The 18699-nt window shown below is 40.3% G+C and carries 13 protein-coding genes, 1 pseudogene and 1 CRISPR repeat array; of the genes and pseudogenes, 11 read left to right on the top strand and 3 right to left on the bottom strand.

The window, feature by feature from the left end; translation table 11 throughout:
• Nucleotides 1-732, top strand: a complete 732-nt coding sequence (locus tag CD31_RS21480) for an alpha/beta hydrolase (RefSeq protein WP_036081077.1) — start codon at nucleotides 1-3, stop codon at nucleotides 730-732.
• A 124-nt stretch (nucleotides 733-856) separates the two neighbouring features.
• Here the strand turns inward: CD31_RS21480 and CD31_RS21475 are convergent, their stop codons facing one another.
• From CD31_RS21475 to CD31_RS21465, 3 genes are read right to left on the bottom strand one after another with little or no spacing between them, the layout of a single operon-like run.
• Complete coding sequence (locus CD31_RS21475; protein ID WP_036081074.1) at nucleotides 857-3331, bottom strand: ABC transporter permease; 2475 nt, start codon at nucleotides 3329-3331, stop codon at nucleotides 857-859.
• Nucleotides 3331-4059, bottom strand: coding sequence for an ABC transporter ATP-binding protein (locus CD31_RS21470; RefSeq protein ID WP_036081592.1), 729 nt, complete (start codon nucleotides 4057-4059; stop codon nucleotides 3331-3333). Before CD31_RS21470 ends, CD31_RS21475 begins: the two co-directional genes overlap by 1 nt.
• A gap of 52 nt (nucleotides 4060-4111) precedes the next feature.
• Nucleotides 4112-4696: a sigma-70 family RNA polymerase sigma factor gene (locus tag CD31_RS21465; protein ID WP_036081071.1), complete on the bottom strand. Its 585-nt coding sequence runs from the start codon at nucleotides 4694-4696 to the stop codon at nucleotides 4112-4114.
• 135 nt (nucleotides 4697-4831) lie between these two features.
• Between CD31_RS21465 and CD31_RS21460 the strand changes: the two are divergent.
• The 10 genes and pseudogenes from CD31_RS21460 to cas8c all read left to right on the top strand — a co-directional run bounded on the left by CD31_RS21460 (nucleotide 4832) and on the right by cas8c (nucleotide 18697).
• Nucleotides 4832-5725, top strand: a pseudogene (locus CD31_RS21460) (DoxX-like family protein).
• A gap of 5 nt (nucleotides 5726-5730) precedes the next feature.
• Nucleotides 5731-6342: a DUF4166 domain-containing protein gene (locus tag CD31_RS21455; protein ID WP_036081067.1), complete on the top strand. Its 612-nt coding sequence runs from the start codon at nucleotides 5731-5733 to the stop codon at nucleotides 6340-6342.
• Nucleotides 6311-7867 carry a YndJ family protein gene (locus tag CD31_RS21450; protein WP_036081064.1) on the top strand — a complete coding sequence of 519 codons (1557 nt, stop codon included), beginning with the start codon at nucleotides 6311-6313 and terminating at the stop codon, nucleotides 7865-7867. Before CD31_RS21455 ends, CD31_RS21450 begins: the two co-directional genes overlap by 32 nt.
• A gap of 62 nt (nucleotides 7868-7929) precedes the next feature.
• Nucleotides 7930-8373, top strand: a complete 444-nt coding sequence (locus tag CD31_RS21445; RefSeq protein ID WP_036081061.1) for a hypothetical protein — start codon at nucleotides 7930-7932, stop codon at nucleotides 8371-8373.
• A 114-nt stretch (nucleotides 8374-8487) separates the two neighbouring features.
• A complete protein-coding gene (locus tag CD31_RS23920; RefSeq protein ID WP_244904999.1) occupies nucleotides 8488-8655 on the top strand; it encodes a hypothetical protein in 168 nt (55 codons plus the stop codon).
• 43 nt (nucleotides 8656-8698) lie between these two features.
• A complete protein-coding gene (locus tag CD31_RS23915) occupies nucleotides 8699-8914 on the top strand; it encodes a hypothetical protein (protein WP_036081058.1) in 216 nt (71 codons plus the stop codon).
• A gap of 71 nt (nucleotides 8915-8985) precedes the next feature.
• Nucleotides 8986-9945: a hypothetical protein gene (locus tag CD31_RS21435; RefSeq protein WP_036081056.1), complete on the top strand. Its 960-nt coding sequence runs from the start codon at nucleotides 8986-8988 to the stop codon at nucleotides 9943-9945.
• Nucleotides 9946-10190: 245 nt separating this feature from the next.
• A CRISPR array of direct repeats spans nucleotides 10191-12995; the repeat unit is 33 nt; unit sequence GTCACTCTCTGTATGGAGAGTGTGGATTGAAAT.
• Between the two features lie 269 nt (nucleotides 12996-13264).
• The gene (locus CD31_RS21430) at nucleotides 13265-15703 is read left to right on the top strand and encodes a CRISPR-associated helicase/endonuclease Cas3 (protein ID WP_036081053.1); all 2439 of its coding nucleotides are present in this window, start codon (nucleotides 13265-13267) and stop codon (nucleotides 15701-15703) included.
• A 349-nt stretch (nucleotides 15704-16052) separates the two neighbouring features.
• On the top strand, nucleotides 16053-16778 hold the full coding sequence (gene cas5c, locus CD31_RS21425) for a type I-C CRISPR-associated protein Cas5c (RefSeq protein WP_425319306.1): 726 nt from the start codon (nucleotides 16053-16055) through the stop codon (nucleotides 16776-16778).
• A complete protein-coding gene (gene cas8c / locus CD31_RS21420; protein ID WP_036081050.1) occupies nucleotides 16775-18697 on the top strand; it encodes a type I-C CRISPR-associated protein Cas8c/Csd1 in 1923 nt (640 codons plus the stop codon). Before cas5c ends, cas8c begins: the two co-directional genes overlap by 4 nt.
• The last annotated feature ends 2 nt before the right edge of the window (nucleotides 18698-18699 follow it).

Raw genomic sequence — 18699 nt, 5'->3', positions numbered from 1 at the left:
GTGCTAAATATATTACCAGCAAAAGAGATTTATTTACAGGGAAACGAGCATGCCCTATTGCTTTTACATTCCTTTACAAGTCATACAAGAGATATGAAGAAAGTAGCCACTGCACTACATAACCAAGGCTATACTTGCTATGCGCCGTTATATCGTGGACATGGCACTCATCCAGAACAGTTATTACACTATCAGGTAGACGATTGGTGGCAGGATGTAGTGAATGCCCATCAATTTTTATTGGATGAAGGCTATCAAAAGATTTCGGTCATCGGTCTATCCATCGGGGGAATTTTCGCGTTGAAGTTTGCTCAATTAGAAAGGCTCGAGCAAATCATTGTCTTATCGGTGCCGTTTGATAAGGAGCCAGAGCAATTAAAACAAAGAATCATTGACTATGCCCATAATTATAAAACAATCGAGGGCAAGCCAACGCTTCAAATCGCTCAGGAAATGGAGTCATTTCAGAACATGCCATTAGATGCGATGAACGCATTCCAAACATTTATCCAAGCAACGATGGAGCAGCTTGATAAAATTACCATTCCTATCGCCATCTACTATGGTGAAAAAGACGATGCCTTATACGCGCAAAGTGCTGAAATGATCTACCAGCACGTTCATTCATTTAGAAAGCAGAAGAAAGGCTTTGAAAATTCTAAGCATCTCATGACATTAGGACGAGATCATGAGGCTATCATAAAGGAAATGATAGAATTTCTTCAAATTTAGAGAGAATTTCATTTATAAAAGGAGTGGGGGTGCTCCGCTCCAATGAGGGGTAAAAGCGCTCATTCAAGAGAGAGCCCAGCTTCTAAAAAAACAGCCACCTCTATCCATAGAGGGGCTATTTTACTTATATTTCCACGATCTCATTCGCTAATTTTTGTCTGCTCATCCAGTAGCCTTGGAGGGTAAAAACAATAAGTGTTGACCCTAGGAAGGCGATACTTGTGAGGCCTAATGTTAGGAAGTCATAGGACATCGGCGAGCCATCATCAATGAAGCCTAGCATCCTCGTTAAAACGAACCCCAGAAATGTACCGACTATGAGACCATAAAGGACAAACGATAGGACTTGTGTCAATATAAGCTTCATTAAGCCATTTGGTGACAGACCAATTAATCGTTGGATGGCATAGTCGCTGCGTTTTGTATAAATTGTATGCAGTAATGTTTGGAGGACACCAAGCCCCGTGGCAGCTATTAAAATAACAAAGACGCCAACAAATAGGCTCCACCGTTGGAAGAACATTTCATTGGATTGTGCTAATATGGCCGCTTTATCTGTCAACTTCAGGGCTGGCCAGCGCTCTTCCAAGAATGACAGCTCCGTCAATGCCTGCTCTGGGTAGGATGTTTCGACCATAATGTCTTCGATGAACGGGTGATCCTGTGCTGTGAGGAATGATGACCAATCAACGATTATATCGGCTCGGTGAATAGGTGAATCGGTAATTCCTATAATTTGTAATTCACCAGAAGGCCTATCCTGCTGTGCAGCAAAATCATAGGAACCTATCGTTATACGATCACCCACTGACAAATGATAACGTTCGGCAAAGCCCTTTGTCACGACAAGGCCATCCTGCAAATTTCCACCTTCAATTTGAGGCAACTTCTTTAATTGCATAAATTTCTCAATATCAATGGTTGTATAGTTCTCTGCTAGCCATTCATCGCCGAGTTGTAGGGCAATATACGCATTATTACTTTGTGCATACGCGTACTGTACGCTTGGCAATGCCTCTATTTCATCTATAATTGCAGGCGTGATAGTTGGATCATTTAATTCATTATCAATTCTTATGGCTGTTTCGTATTGTGATTCCGTGTAGGCAAGGTCATTGTGCTGTAAGGTTTTCATTAATGAGCTTCCAAAGGTTAAAATGACCATTAATCCTATCATGCTAAGCACCACGGGCATATTTTTGCGTACCTGTGGCATGAGCTGCTGGCATGCTAAATAAGCTTCCTTGCCAAGTACCCTTCGAATCGGCTTTAAGGCCAGATGAAGGATGGCTGTAAACAGATAGGGGATTAGTAACAGTAAAATCCCACATACAAGTAGTGTTCCGAGTAAAATAAATAAGGCACCTTGATCGCTTCCTGTCCCAGCTAAATAGGCTTGTAAAAAGAAGAAGACAGCTGACACACCTACAATACTGACAATAATTGTTTTCCATTTTGTCCAACGTAGCTGTAAATTTTCATTTTCTGAAGCGATTTGTAATGGCAATAGTCTAGAGCTTTTCGCTACTTGCCATTTTGTCATCACTTGAAGAATGATGAAGCTGGAAAGGGCAATTAAAAGAATAAACACAATAGGAAGCTCAGTTTTAGCTTCGGGTAAATGCAAAAGGCTAATTAATTGTGGTAGCCAGCTTTTTATGACGACAAGGCTCAGCGTTGTTCCAAGCATAACGCCAAAGCTAATGATCAGTGATAGTTGGAGCTTGACTATACGTCCAACCTGTTTAACTGATGCCCCGAGAGCCCGTAAGATCATGAGCTGCTCTTTAATTTTATAAAATAATAGCTGGAATGTGGACAGCAATAGGACACTCGAAATGAGTAAAATAAAAACAGATAGTACAATCATAAAAACCATTAAGCTCTGTAAATTTCTTTTAATCGCATCGTACTCACTCATAACATCAACACGTAATGTTGGATCCTGTTGTTTGATTTCTGCGCCTACTGCCTTGGCACGACCCTCATCCGTTTTAATGAGCGCAAATATGCCTGCCGTTTGTGGCTGACTATTGTTCATCCATGCCTTAACTACGTCATTCGCTAAGAGAATGATATTAGGACTATCAGTGCCTTTTATCGTCGGTAAAATTTCTTGCACGATAAAATCCTTTGATTGAATATGAATGGAGTCCCCAACGCGTTTGTTGAAAAGACGGGCAACATTTTCCGAAAGAATGGCATCGTTCGGTCCAAGATTGACCTCAAAATGGTAGCGACTTTTCACAAGGTCGTCATTTTCAACGCCAACGGTATAAAATGTGGTGTACTTTTCATGTTCAACGAATGTATGAGCTAGCGATAAGCGGGACACTTGTGTGACACCGGCTAGGGTAGAAAGCTCCTCTATTTGATGTGTCGTCAACAATTTTTGCTGATCGGGATTATAACCAACCATTAAATCCATTTCCCCATACAACGCTTGGATGTCTGCCTTCATCTGGCTATTAGCATTCCAAATGTAGACGGTCATCGTCATTACCAGGCAAATCGAGATCGTAATAACACTAATACTCGTTAGGACATTTGCCCAAGCTGCACGAAATAGCTTGAGGGCAATATTGCGCATCGTAAACATTAGCGATCCCCCCTCGTAATTTGCTTGAATTTCATTAGAATACAATCTAAATCCTCTTCATTTTGCTGGTTTTGATAGGAATCCACAATCGCCCCATCATGGAAGAACAATACCCGATTGGCATAGGTAGCCACATAGGGGTCATGTGTGACAAGTAATATCGTTTGCTGGTTCTTTTTTTGCAGAGCAACAAGCAGCTCTAAAATTTCATCTGTTGTATGAACATCCAAAGCCCCCGTTGGCTCATCTGCCAGTAAAATAGGAGGATTGGCAATAATCGCTCGCGCAATGGCGACGCGTTGCTTCTGTCCACCAGAAAGCTCATGTGGTCGATGCTTTGCCCAAGCAGCGATGTTTAAGGTTTCCATCATGTGCTGCACACGCACCTTAATCTCCTTGCTAGGAATATCATTTAAAATAAGGGGAAGTGCAATATTATCCTCGACGGTTAAATCCTTTAGCAAATGAAAGGATTGGAAGATAAAGCCGATATTTTCTTTTCGGAATTGCGATGCTTTTGGCTCTTGATAAATAGCCTGAGCTTCCTTGCCAAATAAAAATAATGCTCCATCTGTTGGCTCATCAATGGCACTGATCATATTCAGAAGAGTACTTTTACCAGAGCCGCTTGTCCCCATAATTGCCACCATTTCCCCTTGATAAATGGTGCAATGGATATTTTTCAAGGCATTCACAGTATGATGCTTTTGCTGATAAATTTTGGACATCCCTTCCACACGTAGCACTTCTGTTAACCGTCCTTCAGGGATGGGTATTGCATTAATGACTTCTTTCAGCGGATTGAACCCACTCATCGAGATATGCCCCCTTTAATTGTTGTCGTAATGCATGCAAGCCACGGCGAATATGTGTTTTCACGGTACCTTCAGGACATTGCAAAATCGCCGCAATATCCTTGACCGAGTAGTCTTGATAAAATCGTAGCAATAGCACCGTTTTGTACTTTTCCTCGAGCTGGCAAAGAGCCTGCCATAAATCTAGCTCTTCTTCGATGTATGTAGGAGATGCGCTTGTTAAATCCTCGAAAGTTTGTGGTTCAACAGGCATAACTGTTTTTTTCTTCGCAATATAGGTTTTACAGCAATTTATCATAATGCGGGTAAGCCAAGTGGCAAAATAGTGAGTCTCCTTTAATTGCGGTAAACCCTCATAGGCCCGAATAATGGTTTGCTGAAAAACTTCTACGGCGTCGTTTTCATTTTGGACGTAGACATAGGCCATTCGGTAAAGCTTATGCTGCTCCTGCTCAATGAGCTGATAAAACGCCTGCTCATCACCTTGTTGGGCTAAGGCTACAAGAGTTTGTTGGGTGCTCGTAATGAAAATCGCCTCCTTTTCGACCATTAGACTCAGCAAGTCATCATTTCGATTCAAGTTTTTTTATTTTTATTTAGAAATGTCATAAGCATGCCCATTTAATAGAAGGTTATCAATTTACTGTTATAATGATAGTGGCTTCATCAAAAAAGGAGTGAGTTTATGAGCAGAAAACCTATTTATGTCGAGATAGACATTCAGGCTCCTATAGAGAAAGCATGGGATTATACACAAAATCCTCAGCTACATGAGCAATGGGATTTACGTTTTACATCGATTACATATATTTCGAAAAAAGCACCTGAGGAGCCACAGCGTTTTACCTATGAAACGAAGCTCATACCAGGCTTACAGGTAAGCGGCTGGGGAGAAAGCAAGGGGGAGCATCATAAAGAAGATGGCACGCGAACATCCTCACTGCATTTTGGTACGCCTCAAAAGCGCTCGCCCATAGCGGAGGGAAAGGGCTAATGGCAATATATCCCGCATCGACAGGGGCTGACATTTCTGACCCAATATGATTATGACACACGCTATGGCAAGCTTGGCATATTCTTTGATTTATTTTTTCGTCCATTAATGGGGTGGGCGACGGCCCTCAGCTTTGATGTTTTAAAAAGATGGCTAGAAAAAGGAGAAAATCCTGCTGCACAGTATAGACGATTCTTTTTAACGATGCTCTTGTGTCTATTCTTTTGCTTTGTCTGGTTCTATCATGGTCTTGTACCGAAGATCATCCATTTGCATCCACAGGAATTAAAGATGACGGCTTCATTACTAAACCATGCAGATCAGCTAGTTATGTGGATAGGGGTTGCGGAAATTCTCTTTGCTTTATGTTGGCTTTACCCGCGAGGAAAACGCTTGCTCTTTGGCATGCAAATCATCGTTTTTCCACTCTTGACTATAGCTGCTATTGTTGCGGACCCGACAAGTATTCAAGCACCCTTTAATCCACTTACCTTTAATAGTGCTTTATGGGTGTTGTCGATTGTCGGATTTAGCTTAAGTAAGGATGTACCGAGTGCTAAAAGTTGTAAAAGAAAGCGAGGATAACAAGGATGACGATCTATCAAACATTATTAGAGGATGATTTTGCAAGACTTCATCCGATGCTACAACAGCGTTATGCGTTACCAGTTGATGAACCATTTTTTGCTCAGGGCGTGATGCATCAAATAAAATCTGGTGCTAAATGGATGCGTCCCTTCTATACACTGGCTGCGAAAATGCGATTTCTGTTCCCAGAGTCAGGGGAGGATGTCCCCTTTACTATTTCAAATACATGCAGAGTCCTGCCAAGTGGTGAGCTAGAGGTGCTATGGGAGCGCACTTTTTATTTCCCGCAGAAGCCAAGGCATTTTGATGCAAGGATGACCATTGATCCAATCCAAAAAATTGTGAAAGATTATTTAGGCACACCCGCTCTTTTTTATTCCGATTTGCACTTTACGGTGACACGAGCGGGGACACTAGTCATTCGGTCAGGTAAGCAGCGCTTTGTCCTCTCGTGTTTCGAATGCCCGATGCCTAGACTGTTAGAGGGTCGAGTCATTGTAGAGGAAGGCTTTGATGAATCGAAAAACGTCTTTACCATTCATGTCTCCATCCATAATCCATTCATAGGGAGGCTCATGATGTATGCTGGTGAATTTACGCAACAATCGAAGTAATTTCATTTTTTTATTAGGGATTTTGTTCACGGTGATTTGCTTTGTGCTTAGTGGACAACCCAATTACTTATGGCTACTAACCGTTGCTCAACTAATTTTCGTTCCCACTATGGTATCAATGGTTGTGGATGTTCAGAAAGTCGGCAAAGCCATCATTATTGGGATGATGCTAGCCGTTACACTGCTGCATTGGTCGACGGATGGCGTTTTGGCTAATGTTTTGGCAGGCATGTATTTACTGTATACATTCTATATAGCCATACAAGGCGTGAAAAGATTTTTACAACGAGGTTTTACGAATATTGCGGAGTTTGCAATTGACATGGGGCTTTTCTACTTAGCCCTCGGTGGTCTGTGGTTTTTCGCCTATGTCACCAACATGGATACCGGTTTCTCACCATTAATAACGTGGTTAACGGCCATTCACTTTCATTATTCGGCTTGTTTATTACCCATTTCAGTCGGACTTTTAGGTCGATTACATGATAGTAGCGGGTATCGTGTTATGGTGATGATGTTGCTGGCAGGACCAATCCTTGTTGCGATAGGTATTGCCTTTTCCATTCTCATCGAAATATTCGCAGTCGCTCTTTATATTTTTGCCATTTACGGCTTGTTTTTCGTAGCGCTCAAAACAAAGCTTCCGTTTGGACAGGGGCTATTGCTGAGGATTTCCTATGGAGCGCTCTGTCTGACGATTCTTGGGTCTTGTCTGTATGTTTACAGTCGGGTCAGTGGAAACTTTTCCATTGGCATTCCAGAAATGCTTCAATTCCATGGTGTGATCAATGGTGTTTTCTTTGGTGGGATAGGGGTCATCGCCTGGCTAATGGCTGTCCCTCCAACAACACAGCGTCCATTTGAGTTCCCTGTAAGCCAAATTCGCGGAAAGCTACATCATGAGAATATACCACACCCAGGCTTGGTCGATTCCTTACAGGATTTTGTCGATACAGCAAAGCTACGGCCTGTCATTCCACATTTTTATGAGCATACAACGACCTATCGGCTGCTTTCAACGGTGCAATGGAAGACTTGGTTTCGACCTTTTGCCTTTCTGTATCAAGGAATGAGCCGTTTTCTCCAACAGCTCAATTTACCCTTTTCCAGTAAGCAAATTGAGATGACGGGTAGCATTGTTCAGGTCGATTCTGCACGAGATAGCCGTCCGTCTCCACGTGCATGGATTCGGACAATTCATCAGCAAACCGTTTTTGTCGCGATTTATTCGAAGCACACAAGCAACGAAACAACCTATATGAATATAGCCTTACCACTGCCGTTCTCAACAATGGTTGGCATTTTGTATGCCTATGAAGAAAATGGTCAGCTACACCTAACAAGTCGCCATGATGGAGATACAGGAATTTATTTGGCGATAGGAAAAAATGTGATGAGGCTACCCCTACAGGAGCATTTTCAAATTTCTGGGGTAGATGACAAGACATTGTCAGCACGCCATCAGATGACGTTATTTGGTATGCCATTCTTACAAATTGATTATCATATTAAAAGAAATGCATAGATTGGCAGGAAATGCCTCATCTGAACGAGAAGGTCCTATATAGAGACAAATAACAAGGAGTGATGGATGGCTTGCGTTTAACAAAAGGGATTTCTGGTTTCGATGCAGCGCATTTAATTGAGCAGGACATGCGCATGTTTCAGTCGATGGTGTACCATTTAGTGACAAGTGAACAACGAGCGAAAGTAAGGCAATTTATTGATCAAGCGCCATTTGTCTATATGCAGGCAGTGATCGAAATCGATAGAGAAACACTGACGATTCTTCATCATCGTTTGATGCCGTACATCGCCTTTGCCAAGCAGGAGGAGAGTAGCTTTACCTTTTTATCCAAGACTCACCTGCATAAATACTTTCCTATGCGTAAATGTTTGGAAGCGGAGACACTTACAACATTACTAACAAAGGATGAGGCGTTACATAGCCTATCTGCTACAGAATGGAAATACGTCTCTTATTTTAATAGCCAAACCATTGGCGATGTAATGTTCAATGGCTGGGATTAAGGATAGTACTAAAGAAATACGATAAAAGATGCTATAAAAAACATTATATTGACCAAGTTATTTCTGGAAATATAGCAAAAATTCCTAAAACCGCTAATCGTCCTAATTAATCAGATGTTAGCCGAACAGGTCGCCTTCTCCGTCGATGATATTGCAGCGATCGTCAGAAAAATTCAGGATGATTCCGATACAGTAACTTTCTCGCTAGAGCAAGGCGATGAGGAAGTAGAAAAGGGCACAACGCAAATGGCCGCAACCAATACGACATTTCAATCAAATTGAGGATGCTATTGAGGCCATTTCGACAGGCATTGAAGGTATGTCAGTGGAGCTAGCGGAGGTTGTTCACAATACTGTCACGATTAATAAAGCAGTCGATGAAATTGCTGCTGTTTCTGAACAATCAGCGGCAGGTATTCAGGAAACATCGGCTACCATTGAGCAAACTGCAAGCTCCATGGCGGAAATTAAACATAGTGCCGAGCATTTAGCAGAAATGGCTGAACAACTAAACGCCCTGATTCGTCAATTTAAGCTATAGAAAGTACCTGTGGATTTCAAACTTCCCTCACATTTCATCTGTATACTAAGGCATTGGAAGGTGGAATCATTTTGAGAAAATATTTACTTTTATTATTGATGAGTACTTTATTCATGGCACCCGTTGCCTACGCCCATACGATGGATAAAAGTACACTATTCACGGATGTCCCTGAAACAGCCGCCAATATTCAGGACATTATGGTACTACACAGTATTGGGCTTCTTGGGTACAATGGCAAAGATATGGCCTTAAACCCAACAGACAATCTCTCACGCAAGGACTTTGCAGGCTGGGTAGGTGGCTTTTTCGGCCTTGACGGAGCAACAGTGGATGAGCTAGCACAAGCAGCTCAAAAAGAGGATTACGTGTCTTCTCTAGAAGGAGATATTACGTACAAGGAAATAAATACAGCACTTTTTCATCATAAACTTGAGCTAGCCAATCCTGACGCAACCATGACGAAAGAAGAGTACATTGCATTCTTAACAGAGCACCTTACATTTGATATGGGCGGACATACGCTTGTTCAAATGGGCGGCTTTGCAGAAGGACCAACAGGTACAATTGAAGATGTAGTCACAGGTGACCAAACAGGAATCATCATCGACGGTAAAACATACATGCTGTCAGGACACCCTCGCATCTTTGCCGATTCAACAGATGCCAAAAGCTGGGTAGGGCAACAACTAGAACGCTCTATTTTCACAACAGCAGCAGATCACCATCATGGTCATGACGGTGGGCAAGAGGAAACTCACGGCGATCATGCAGAAGGTCACGACGCAAGCCACGAGCATGAAGCATCTGCCTCGAATGAAGCAACACTACAATATGTGCAAATTAGCACTGCACAAGTGGTGAAAGAGGATGCCAAAGAAATGGAGTCTTCGAACGCTACACCAAGAGAAGAGCAACAAGCAGCCGCAGCAGATGACACAGCATCCAACTCAAACACAGTATGGATGATCGCCATCCTAGCAGCCCTAGCCGCTATTTTTGTTATTGTATTTGTGAAACGCAAGAAATAATGTAAATGAAAAGAACCAGCAATGACCGAGGGAATTCGGTTGTTGTTGGTTTTTTTAATAGGGAATTATTGCTATAATAAGGGAAAGTGCGGATGGTAAGCGAACATGATTTTATAGCACGATTCGCACCAGATATATTAGTGAAAATGCTTGTTAGATAAAACTATGTTAGTTTGAAATGCTCATGTATATTTACGGAATGATAATATTAAGTACGTTATATTAAAAATTTATTCATTTTTGCAGTCACTCTCTGTATGGAGAGTGTGGATTGAAATCGCCAATTTAAGCTAGATAAATACGAAGGAAAGGTCACTCTCTGTATGGAGAGTGTGGATTGAAATTTCAATATGCGTTATAGTAGCGTCAATTATCGCGTCACTCTCTGTATGGAGAGTGTGGATTGAAATCGCATTTACTCGTACATCACATTCCATATAAATGTCACTCTCTGTATGGAGAGTGTGGATTGAAATGATAACGGAATCGACGAAGAATCCGATGAATCATGTCACTCTCTGTATGGAGAGTGTGGATTGAAATGATTTCCCTCTCGATCCAATCCGCCCATTTTTGCGTCACTCTCTGTATGGAGAGTGTGGATTGAAATGGAAATACGAAATCGTCTGATAGGCCTAACGCCTGTCACTCTCTGTATGGAGAGTGTGGATTGAAATAAATTTTCGTAGTTTATTATCGATGTACTCACGCGTCACTCTCTGTATGGAGAGTGTGGATTGAAATCCATGTAAACTACCGCAGTCTTAGCGCCTTTCGGTCACTCTCTGTATGGAGAGTGTGGATTGAAATGGTTGCTGCAGCAGTTATCGCGACGGTAGCCCATGTCACTCTCTGTATGGAGAGTGTGGATTGAAATTCCTTTTCGGTAAAATAGCGTTGGCATTTAGCGGTCACTCTCTGTATGGAGAGTGTGGATTGAAATTGGCGCTGTGAAATGGGCTAAGAACTTAATTCCGTCACTCTCTGTATGGAGAGTGTGGATTGAAATAAAGAAGGCGGATTTAGAGGCGTACTTGAAACGGTCACTCTCTGTATGGAGAGTGTGGATTGGTCACTCTCTGTATGGAGAGTGTGGATTGAAATTGCGCTTTTGCCATATATCATCGTCCCTTTCCGTGTCACTCTCTGTATGGAGAGTGTGGATTGAAATATATACTGATTTACATACTGAACGTTCTTCATTGCGTCACTCTCTGTATGGAGAGTGTGGATTGAAATTTCTTGACCTACTGGGCAGAAGAAACTGCGAGTAGTCACTCTCTGTATGGAGAGTGTGGATTGAAATAACAACGGTACGACCGTCAATATATTTAACAGTGTCACTCTCTGTATGGAGAGTGTGGATTGAAATGGGTACAATGCCGAATCCTTTACTGAATATGACTAGTCACTCTCTGTATGGAGAGTGTGGATTGAAATTTAGTGGGAGCATTTGCTTTGTTGCTATTGCTAGGTCACTCTCTGTATGGAGAGTGTGGATTGAAATTTTTAGATACTGTATTAGAAGTAATATCATCTGAGTCACTCTCTGTATGGAGAGTGTGGATTGAAATTTTAGGTTTTTCATTAAATAAATCAATCCCAAGATGTCACTCTCTGTATGGAGAGTGTGGATTGAAATAAAAAATCTAAAAGCTTATCAAAAAAACCAAGGGTCACTCTCTGTATGGAGAGTGTGGATTGAAATTATAGAGGAAGATTAGATAATCCCCAAATATCTGTCACTCTCTGTATGGAGAGTGTGGATTGAAATAAGAAACATTTATCAATTATCGAATGAGTACCGAGGTCACTCTCTGTATGGAGAGTGTGGATTGAAATCCTATGTCTTTCTTTGTCGTAATATCGACCATCCTTGTCACTCTCTGTATGGAGAGTGTGGATTGAAATGTAAAGTGTTTGATTAGCAGAAGGACTTGTAAGCGTCACTCTCTGTATGGAGAGTGTGGATTGAAATTACTATATGCAGTTGTACCGTCATAACCACCTGGTCACTCTCTGTATGGAGAGTGTGGATTGAAATAAGTAGCCCCTTGTCAATAGCCTTTTCGGATAGCGTCACTCTCTGTATGGAGAGTGTGGATTGAAATTTCCATTGCTCTATCTTAAAGGAGCTAATCATTTTGTCACTCTCTGTATGGAGAGTGTGGATTGAAATACAACTCTGTTATCGTTGTGGAGTTGTTTATAAGTCACTCTCTGTATGGAGAGTGTGGATTGAAATCCATTAACATTTTTAGCTGAGTCAAATATATACTCGTCACTCTCTGTATGGAGAGTGTGGATTGAAATTAAAAATAGATGTTGCAATACTCCCTATAGTTTCGTCACTCTCTGTATGGAGAGTGTGGATTGAAATTACAACTTCTAACGGAAACTCTAAATTAGATTCCCGTCACTCTCTGTATGGAGAGTGTGGATTGAAATATCAAATAAACTCTTAAACGATACTAGGGACTGGTCACTCTCTGTATGGAGAGTGTGGATTGAAATTTCTTGCATTTGATGTGATGTCTAGCTTGTCAGCGTCACTCTCTGTATGGAGAGTGTGGATTGAAATAAGTCTCAAGTTAAAGAAGAACGCACATTCCGTGTCACTCTCTGTATGGAGAGTGTGGATTGAAATTCTTTTGCTCGTACTGGTGCTGTTAGTATCCCTAGTCACTCTCTGTATGGAGAGTGTGGATTGAAATTCCTGTTCATAACGGTCCTTTTTTGGATTATCTGAGTCACTCTCTGTATGGAGAGTGTGGATTGAAATATGTTTAGTCCAATCTACACTTGGCCATCCGTTAAGTCACTCTCTGTATGGAGAGTGTGGATTGAAATTTTCATGCGGATTAGTTTCGCTTGTAGCTTTTCGTCACTCTCTGTATGGAGAGTGTGGATTGAAATCCACCATTAGTAAATCTGGCTATACCACCTCTAGGTCACTCTCTGTATGGAGAGTGTGGATTGAAATTTATTACAGCAGGCATTACTGTAGCATTAACTATGTCACTCTCTGTATGGAGAGTATGGATTGAAATCCATTTAACCAAACTAGCTTGCTGATTTGCTCTGTCACACTCTGTATGAAGAGTTAAATCATTTGTCAGTTGAGCAAGACTGTTGTTATTGTCACTGAGAGTGTGAATTGAATTTGTTATCAAGAGGCGGAAGATTTAGATAATCCCCGCCTTTTTTTGAGTGAGAGAAAAATGATAAATTCTTTTTGTATAGGTCCTTAGACATCTGTTCGAAGGTTTGGTATAATTGTTTAAATATTACAATTTTTATATAAGAAAGAAGGGAATAGATGTCATCTGTAGAGTTTATTGCGCATATTCGAGCGAGCGATGGAGCAGAGCAACGGTTAGTGGATCATTTAAAAGAGGTTCAAGCTTTGGCAGAGGAAATTGGACAGAAAATCGGCCTTCCCCATGTCACTGGCCTTGCAGGAATGTTACATGATATGGGGAAATTTAGCCACGCATTTCAGGAATATATTCGTGAAGCGGCTGCTAATCCTGAAAATCCACCAAAACGGGGAAGTGTGGACCATTCTACGGCAGGGGGCAAATTTTTACTGGAGCATTTTCATCAAGGGGATCCCATTACATTTATTTTAACAGAGTCTGTGGCCAATGCCATTTTCACACATCATGGGCAATTATTAGATATGGTAGACGTAGAGGGGCAATCGCCTTTTATGAAGAGATGGGCAGCTGATAAAGATATTTCATTTTTGCAAGTGGAGCAACGATTTTTAGAGTACATGTATGACTTGGATTATATGCAGAGGTATGTTCAAAAAGCGATCACTGAGTTACGAATTTATTTTGGAAATAGATTGAAAAATGTGAAAACTGCGAGCGAGGCGACTAGTATTATGCAAAAATTAACTAGTTATCTCACGATGTATGTATTTAGTGCATTGATTGATGCGGATCGGCGGAATTCGTGTGATTTTGAAAAAAGTGGGGGAAAATTACATTATAATTCACAAGAACTTTGGTCAGCATTCGAACAGCGTCTAAATAATGAACTTGTTGAAAAACAACGCAGTGCTTTACCCAATGCGATTACTCGTCTCCGTGAACAAATGTCAAGAACTTGTTTAGAGAAAGCTACCCTTTCAACAGGTATTTATACACTCTCAATGCCAACAGGGGGTGGAAAAACATTAGCAAGTCTTCGCTTTGCATTAAGACACGCACAGCTTCACCAAAAAAAACGTATTATCTTTATTGTGCCATTTACAACAATTATCGAACAAAATGCACAAGAGATACGGGATGTATTACAAGCAGAAGATTTTGTCTTAGAGCATCATAGTAATGTCATTGAAGAATCCGAACCTCGTGAAGATTTGTCTTTTGAAGAATATCAAACTGCAAGAAAATTAAATGCTGCTAAAGATGATTGGGATATTCCTATTATTTTTACAACAATGGTGCAATTTTTAGAAACCTTTTATAGTGGAAGGTCTCGCAGCATTAGAAGATTACATAACTTAGCCAACAGTATATTAATATTTGATGAGATACAAGCTGTGCCAATTCATTGTGTATCCTTATTTAATGAGGCCTTAAATTTTCTGAAAAACACCTGTCAAACTACATCTATACTTTGTACAGCCACCCAGCCAGCGCTCCAATATGTACGCCATAACATAAAGATAGATGGAGAGTTAATGGAGAATCTACCATCAATTGTAGAAGCTTTTCAACGTACGACTCTTAAGCCCTTGTTGAAAGATAAAGGGTGGAGTACAGAAGCATTGTATGGCTTTATTCAGGAAAGGCTCAAAACAGCTAATAATATATTAGTGATTTTAAATACAAAAAGGGCAGTAAAAGATTTATTTGAGGAGTTCCATAATGGTGATATTGAGATCGTACATTTGAGCACAGGTATGTGTCCTGCACATCGAAAGCAAAAATTAAAGGAGATGCGAGAAAAACTACGAAAACAGGAAAAATTCGTATGTATAAGTACCCAATTGATTGAAGCAGGGGTCGATATTAGTTTTGATTGTGTGATACGTTCATTGTCTGGGTTGGATTCCATTGCGCAGGCTGCAGGACGCTGTAATCGTCATGGAGAAGTGGCGTTACGAGATGTCTATGTGATTAATCATGCAGAAGAGTCATTAAGCAAACTACCGACTATTAAAAAGGGTGGGGAGTGTGCCAACTACATCATGAAAGATTTACAACAAGATCCTACATTATTTGGAGGATATCTATTGTCGACTGCGTCCATGACACATTATTTTAAAAACTTCTATCAATTGTTTGAATCTAAGTTAAATTATCCAATCCCAGTTTTGCAAACCACCATTTACGAGCTTTTATTTCGTGTAGATACAGACTGGAATAAAGATTATTTGAAGGGACAAGGTAGACAAAATCCATTAGCAATATTGGCAAGCTTTAGAACCGCTTTTTCACATTTCGAGGTGATTGATGCAAAGACACAAGGGATACTTGTACCGTATGGGGAGGGGGAAGAACTTATAACCCAGCTTACGAGTCGTGAGCCCATTACAGATTATTCATTATTTTTGAAGAAAGCCCAGCAGTACAGTGTGAATGTTTTTAAGCATGAGTTTGAAGCTCTAAAACAAAATAATCAGTTGATTGTTGTACATTTTGGTTCATTAACGATTTATGCAGCAAAGGATGCCGCTTATGATGAACAGTATGGCATTAGTACACAGGGAGAAGCACAGCTAACGGATTTTATTGTGTAGAAAGTGAAAAGCAGCTCATTGTTTTTCAAGTAGTGAGCTGCATTCAAACATAAATCATATAATATATTTTTCAATCCACACTCCACGCTGAAGTGACATTATAATAATAGCATATTCATTGTAAAGTAAATTTGTTCATATAATATATTTATTTTAAGTTATTTAATGTAACTCACGAAAATATTTATTGACAATAATTGGTTCTATTGAGATAATGTGTTTAGATAATTCAGAATTATCTGAGTTTTCAGGATGAGAGATCCACTTTTCCCCCCTAAAGTGGATCTCGCCTAAAAATCTAAAAGGTAATTCTTCCAATACTTTTTAATGATATTAAGGAGGTGATAACATGACAAAAATACGTAATCAAATAGAGTTTGAGGTTTATGGTGCTTACGCATTGTTTACAGATCCACTCATGAAGCTTGGTGGTGAGAAAATGACGACACAAATTCCTAGCTACCAAACGCTAAAGGGAATCGTCGAATCTATTTATTGGAAGCCATCCATTATCTGGTATATTGATGAAATCCGTGTCATGAATGCGATACGTATGGAATCAAAGGGTGTACGTCCTATTGATATGGCAGGAGGTAATACACTGGCGAATTACAGCTATTTGCGTGATGTTCGTTACCAAGTGAGGGCGCATTTTGAGTTCAATACGAATCGTTCAGATTTACAACAGGATTTCAACGAAAATAAACATCACAATATAGCCAAGCGTTGTGTTGAAAAAGGGGGGCGCCGTGATGTTTTTTTAGGGGCAAGGGAATGTCAGGCATATGTCGAGCCATGTGAATACGGAACTGGGGAAGGGTATTATGATGACTATGATGAAGTACATTTTGGTACGATGGTGCATGGTTTAAATTATCCTGATGAAACAGGACGTAATTTGCTAGAAACAAGACTTTGGCAACCTCGAATGATAAAGGGCTATATTACTTTCATTCGCCCAGAAGCATGTTCACTTGTTCGTCCAATCAAAGAAATGCAAGCAAAATCATTTAAATTAGGTGAATCAATGACAGCGGTGGATGATGAATACGCGGAACTGGAGGTGAATAAATGAGTTATTTACGTGCTTTGTATAAAACATATGAGGAACATGAAGCAAAAGCAGGAGAAGTTTTTACAAAAGAAACAAAAGACAAGAAAGAAATTGAATACACGTTACTACCCATTTCCCATACAACGCAAACCGCACATATTGAAATGTTAATTACCTTAGATGGGACATTATACGATGCTCAGGTCATTGAAAAAATTAATACAATCCTACCGTTTACGGAGAGTTCTGGTAGTCGTTCGGGGAAAAACTATGTATCGCATATGTTGCAAGATAAGTTGATGTATGTTGCAGGTGATTATGTCACTTACACTCAAGAAGAGGATAAGCGTGATGCCCATTTATTCTATTTAGAGCAGCTTGGTGAATGGTGTACCTCTCCTTATAGTCATCCGCATGTACAAGCCATTTATGAATATGTAAAAAAGGGGACACTTATTCAAGATCTTGTGGAACGCTCAATACTACATATCACAGAATCTGGGTTATTGCGTTCAAAATGGGATACGAAGCAAGATGGAGATAAACCACCGATATTTCAAATGTTAGCAGGGGCTCAAGAAAGTGCCTTTGTTCGTTTCAATATACATGTGCCTGAGAAAGACATAGTTCCAGTTTGGAGAAATAAGGAAATCCTCGATGCATACAGCCATTTCTATCAAACGAAATTACAAGATAACGACCTATGCTATGTAACAGGTGAATACAAGCCTTTTACTGTTCGCCATCCTAACAAATTGCGAAATTCAGGCGATAAAGCTAAGTTAATTTCCGCAAATGATAGCACAGGTTTTACTTATCGTGGACGATTTAAGGATAGCTTTGAAGCGGCTAATATTAGCTATGAAGTCTCGCAAAAAGCACATAATGCCTTAAAATGGTTGATTGAACGACAAGGTAAGCAAGTAGACGGTCGTATCTTCCTTGTTTGGGGATCAAAAAACCCAGATATGCCAGAGGTCTCGAATGATTTATCGAGTGACGTTTTTCAAGGCCTAAATTTTTTGTTAGAGCAACGTGATACAATGCTTATCCAAAGTGAAGATTCTAAAAAAATACTGGCAGATCAACATAGTCAAATCATTAGTGGTATAAAAAAGAACATGAATATCCACGAATATGAGGATGAAAAAGTATATATTTTAACGCTAGATGCAGCAACGCCTGGACGTTTAGCAGTCCTATATTATCGAGATTTAGATATCAAAGACTATTTTACTAGGCTATTAAAATGGCATGAGAATTGTAGTTGGCAACATACAAGGAAAAAGAATAATGAGTGGGTACGATATTTCGGAGCACCTTCTTTTTATACGATTGCACATGCTGCATATGGACCAAGACCAAGTGATAAGGTTGTTAAAGGAGTTATGGAGCGGATGTTGCCATGTGTGCTCGATGGGCGAAAAATTCCGATGGATATTGTGCGGAGTGCCGTAGTACGAGCTTCAAATCCGCAGTTTTATGATCAATCATGGGAATGGGAGCAAGCACTTGGTGTCGCCTGTTCCGTTGTGAAAAAACATTACTATGACAAAGATAAGGAGGTTTACACAGTGGCACTTGATACGACAAATTCGAATCGTGATTATTTATTTGGTCGCTTACTTGCAGTTGCAGATGTATTAGAGCGTAATGCATTAGGTAAGGAAGAAAATCGACCAACAAATGCCTTACGCTATATGAACGCATTCTCTCGACATCCTGCAAGAACGTGGGCTACAATTCAGCGTAACCTACAACCCTATCAAATGAAACTAAGAGAAAAGGGCATTTATTATACAAAGCTTATTGATGAAATTGGTGCTCAAATGGATATTCAAGACTTCACTGATACACCACTTACTGGTGAATATTTACTTGGTTACTATAGTCAACGACAGGCATTGTATTCGAAGAAAGAGAAGAATGAGGAGGAATAATT

The sequence above is a fragment of the Lysinibacillus boronitolerans JCM 21713 = 10a = NBRC 103108 genome, assembly GCF_000772935.1.
GTDB lineage: Bacteria > Bacillota > Bacilli > Bacillales_A > Planococcaceae > Lysinibacillus > Lysinibacillus boronitolerans.
Note: the sequence above shows the minus strand (reverse complement) of the source record. Positions and strands in the feature narration are given on the sequence as shown.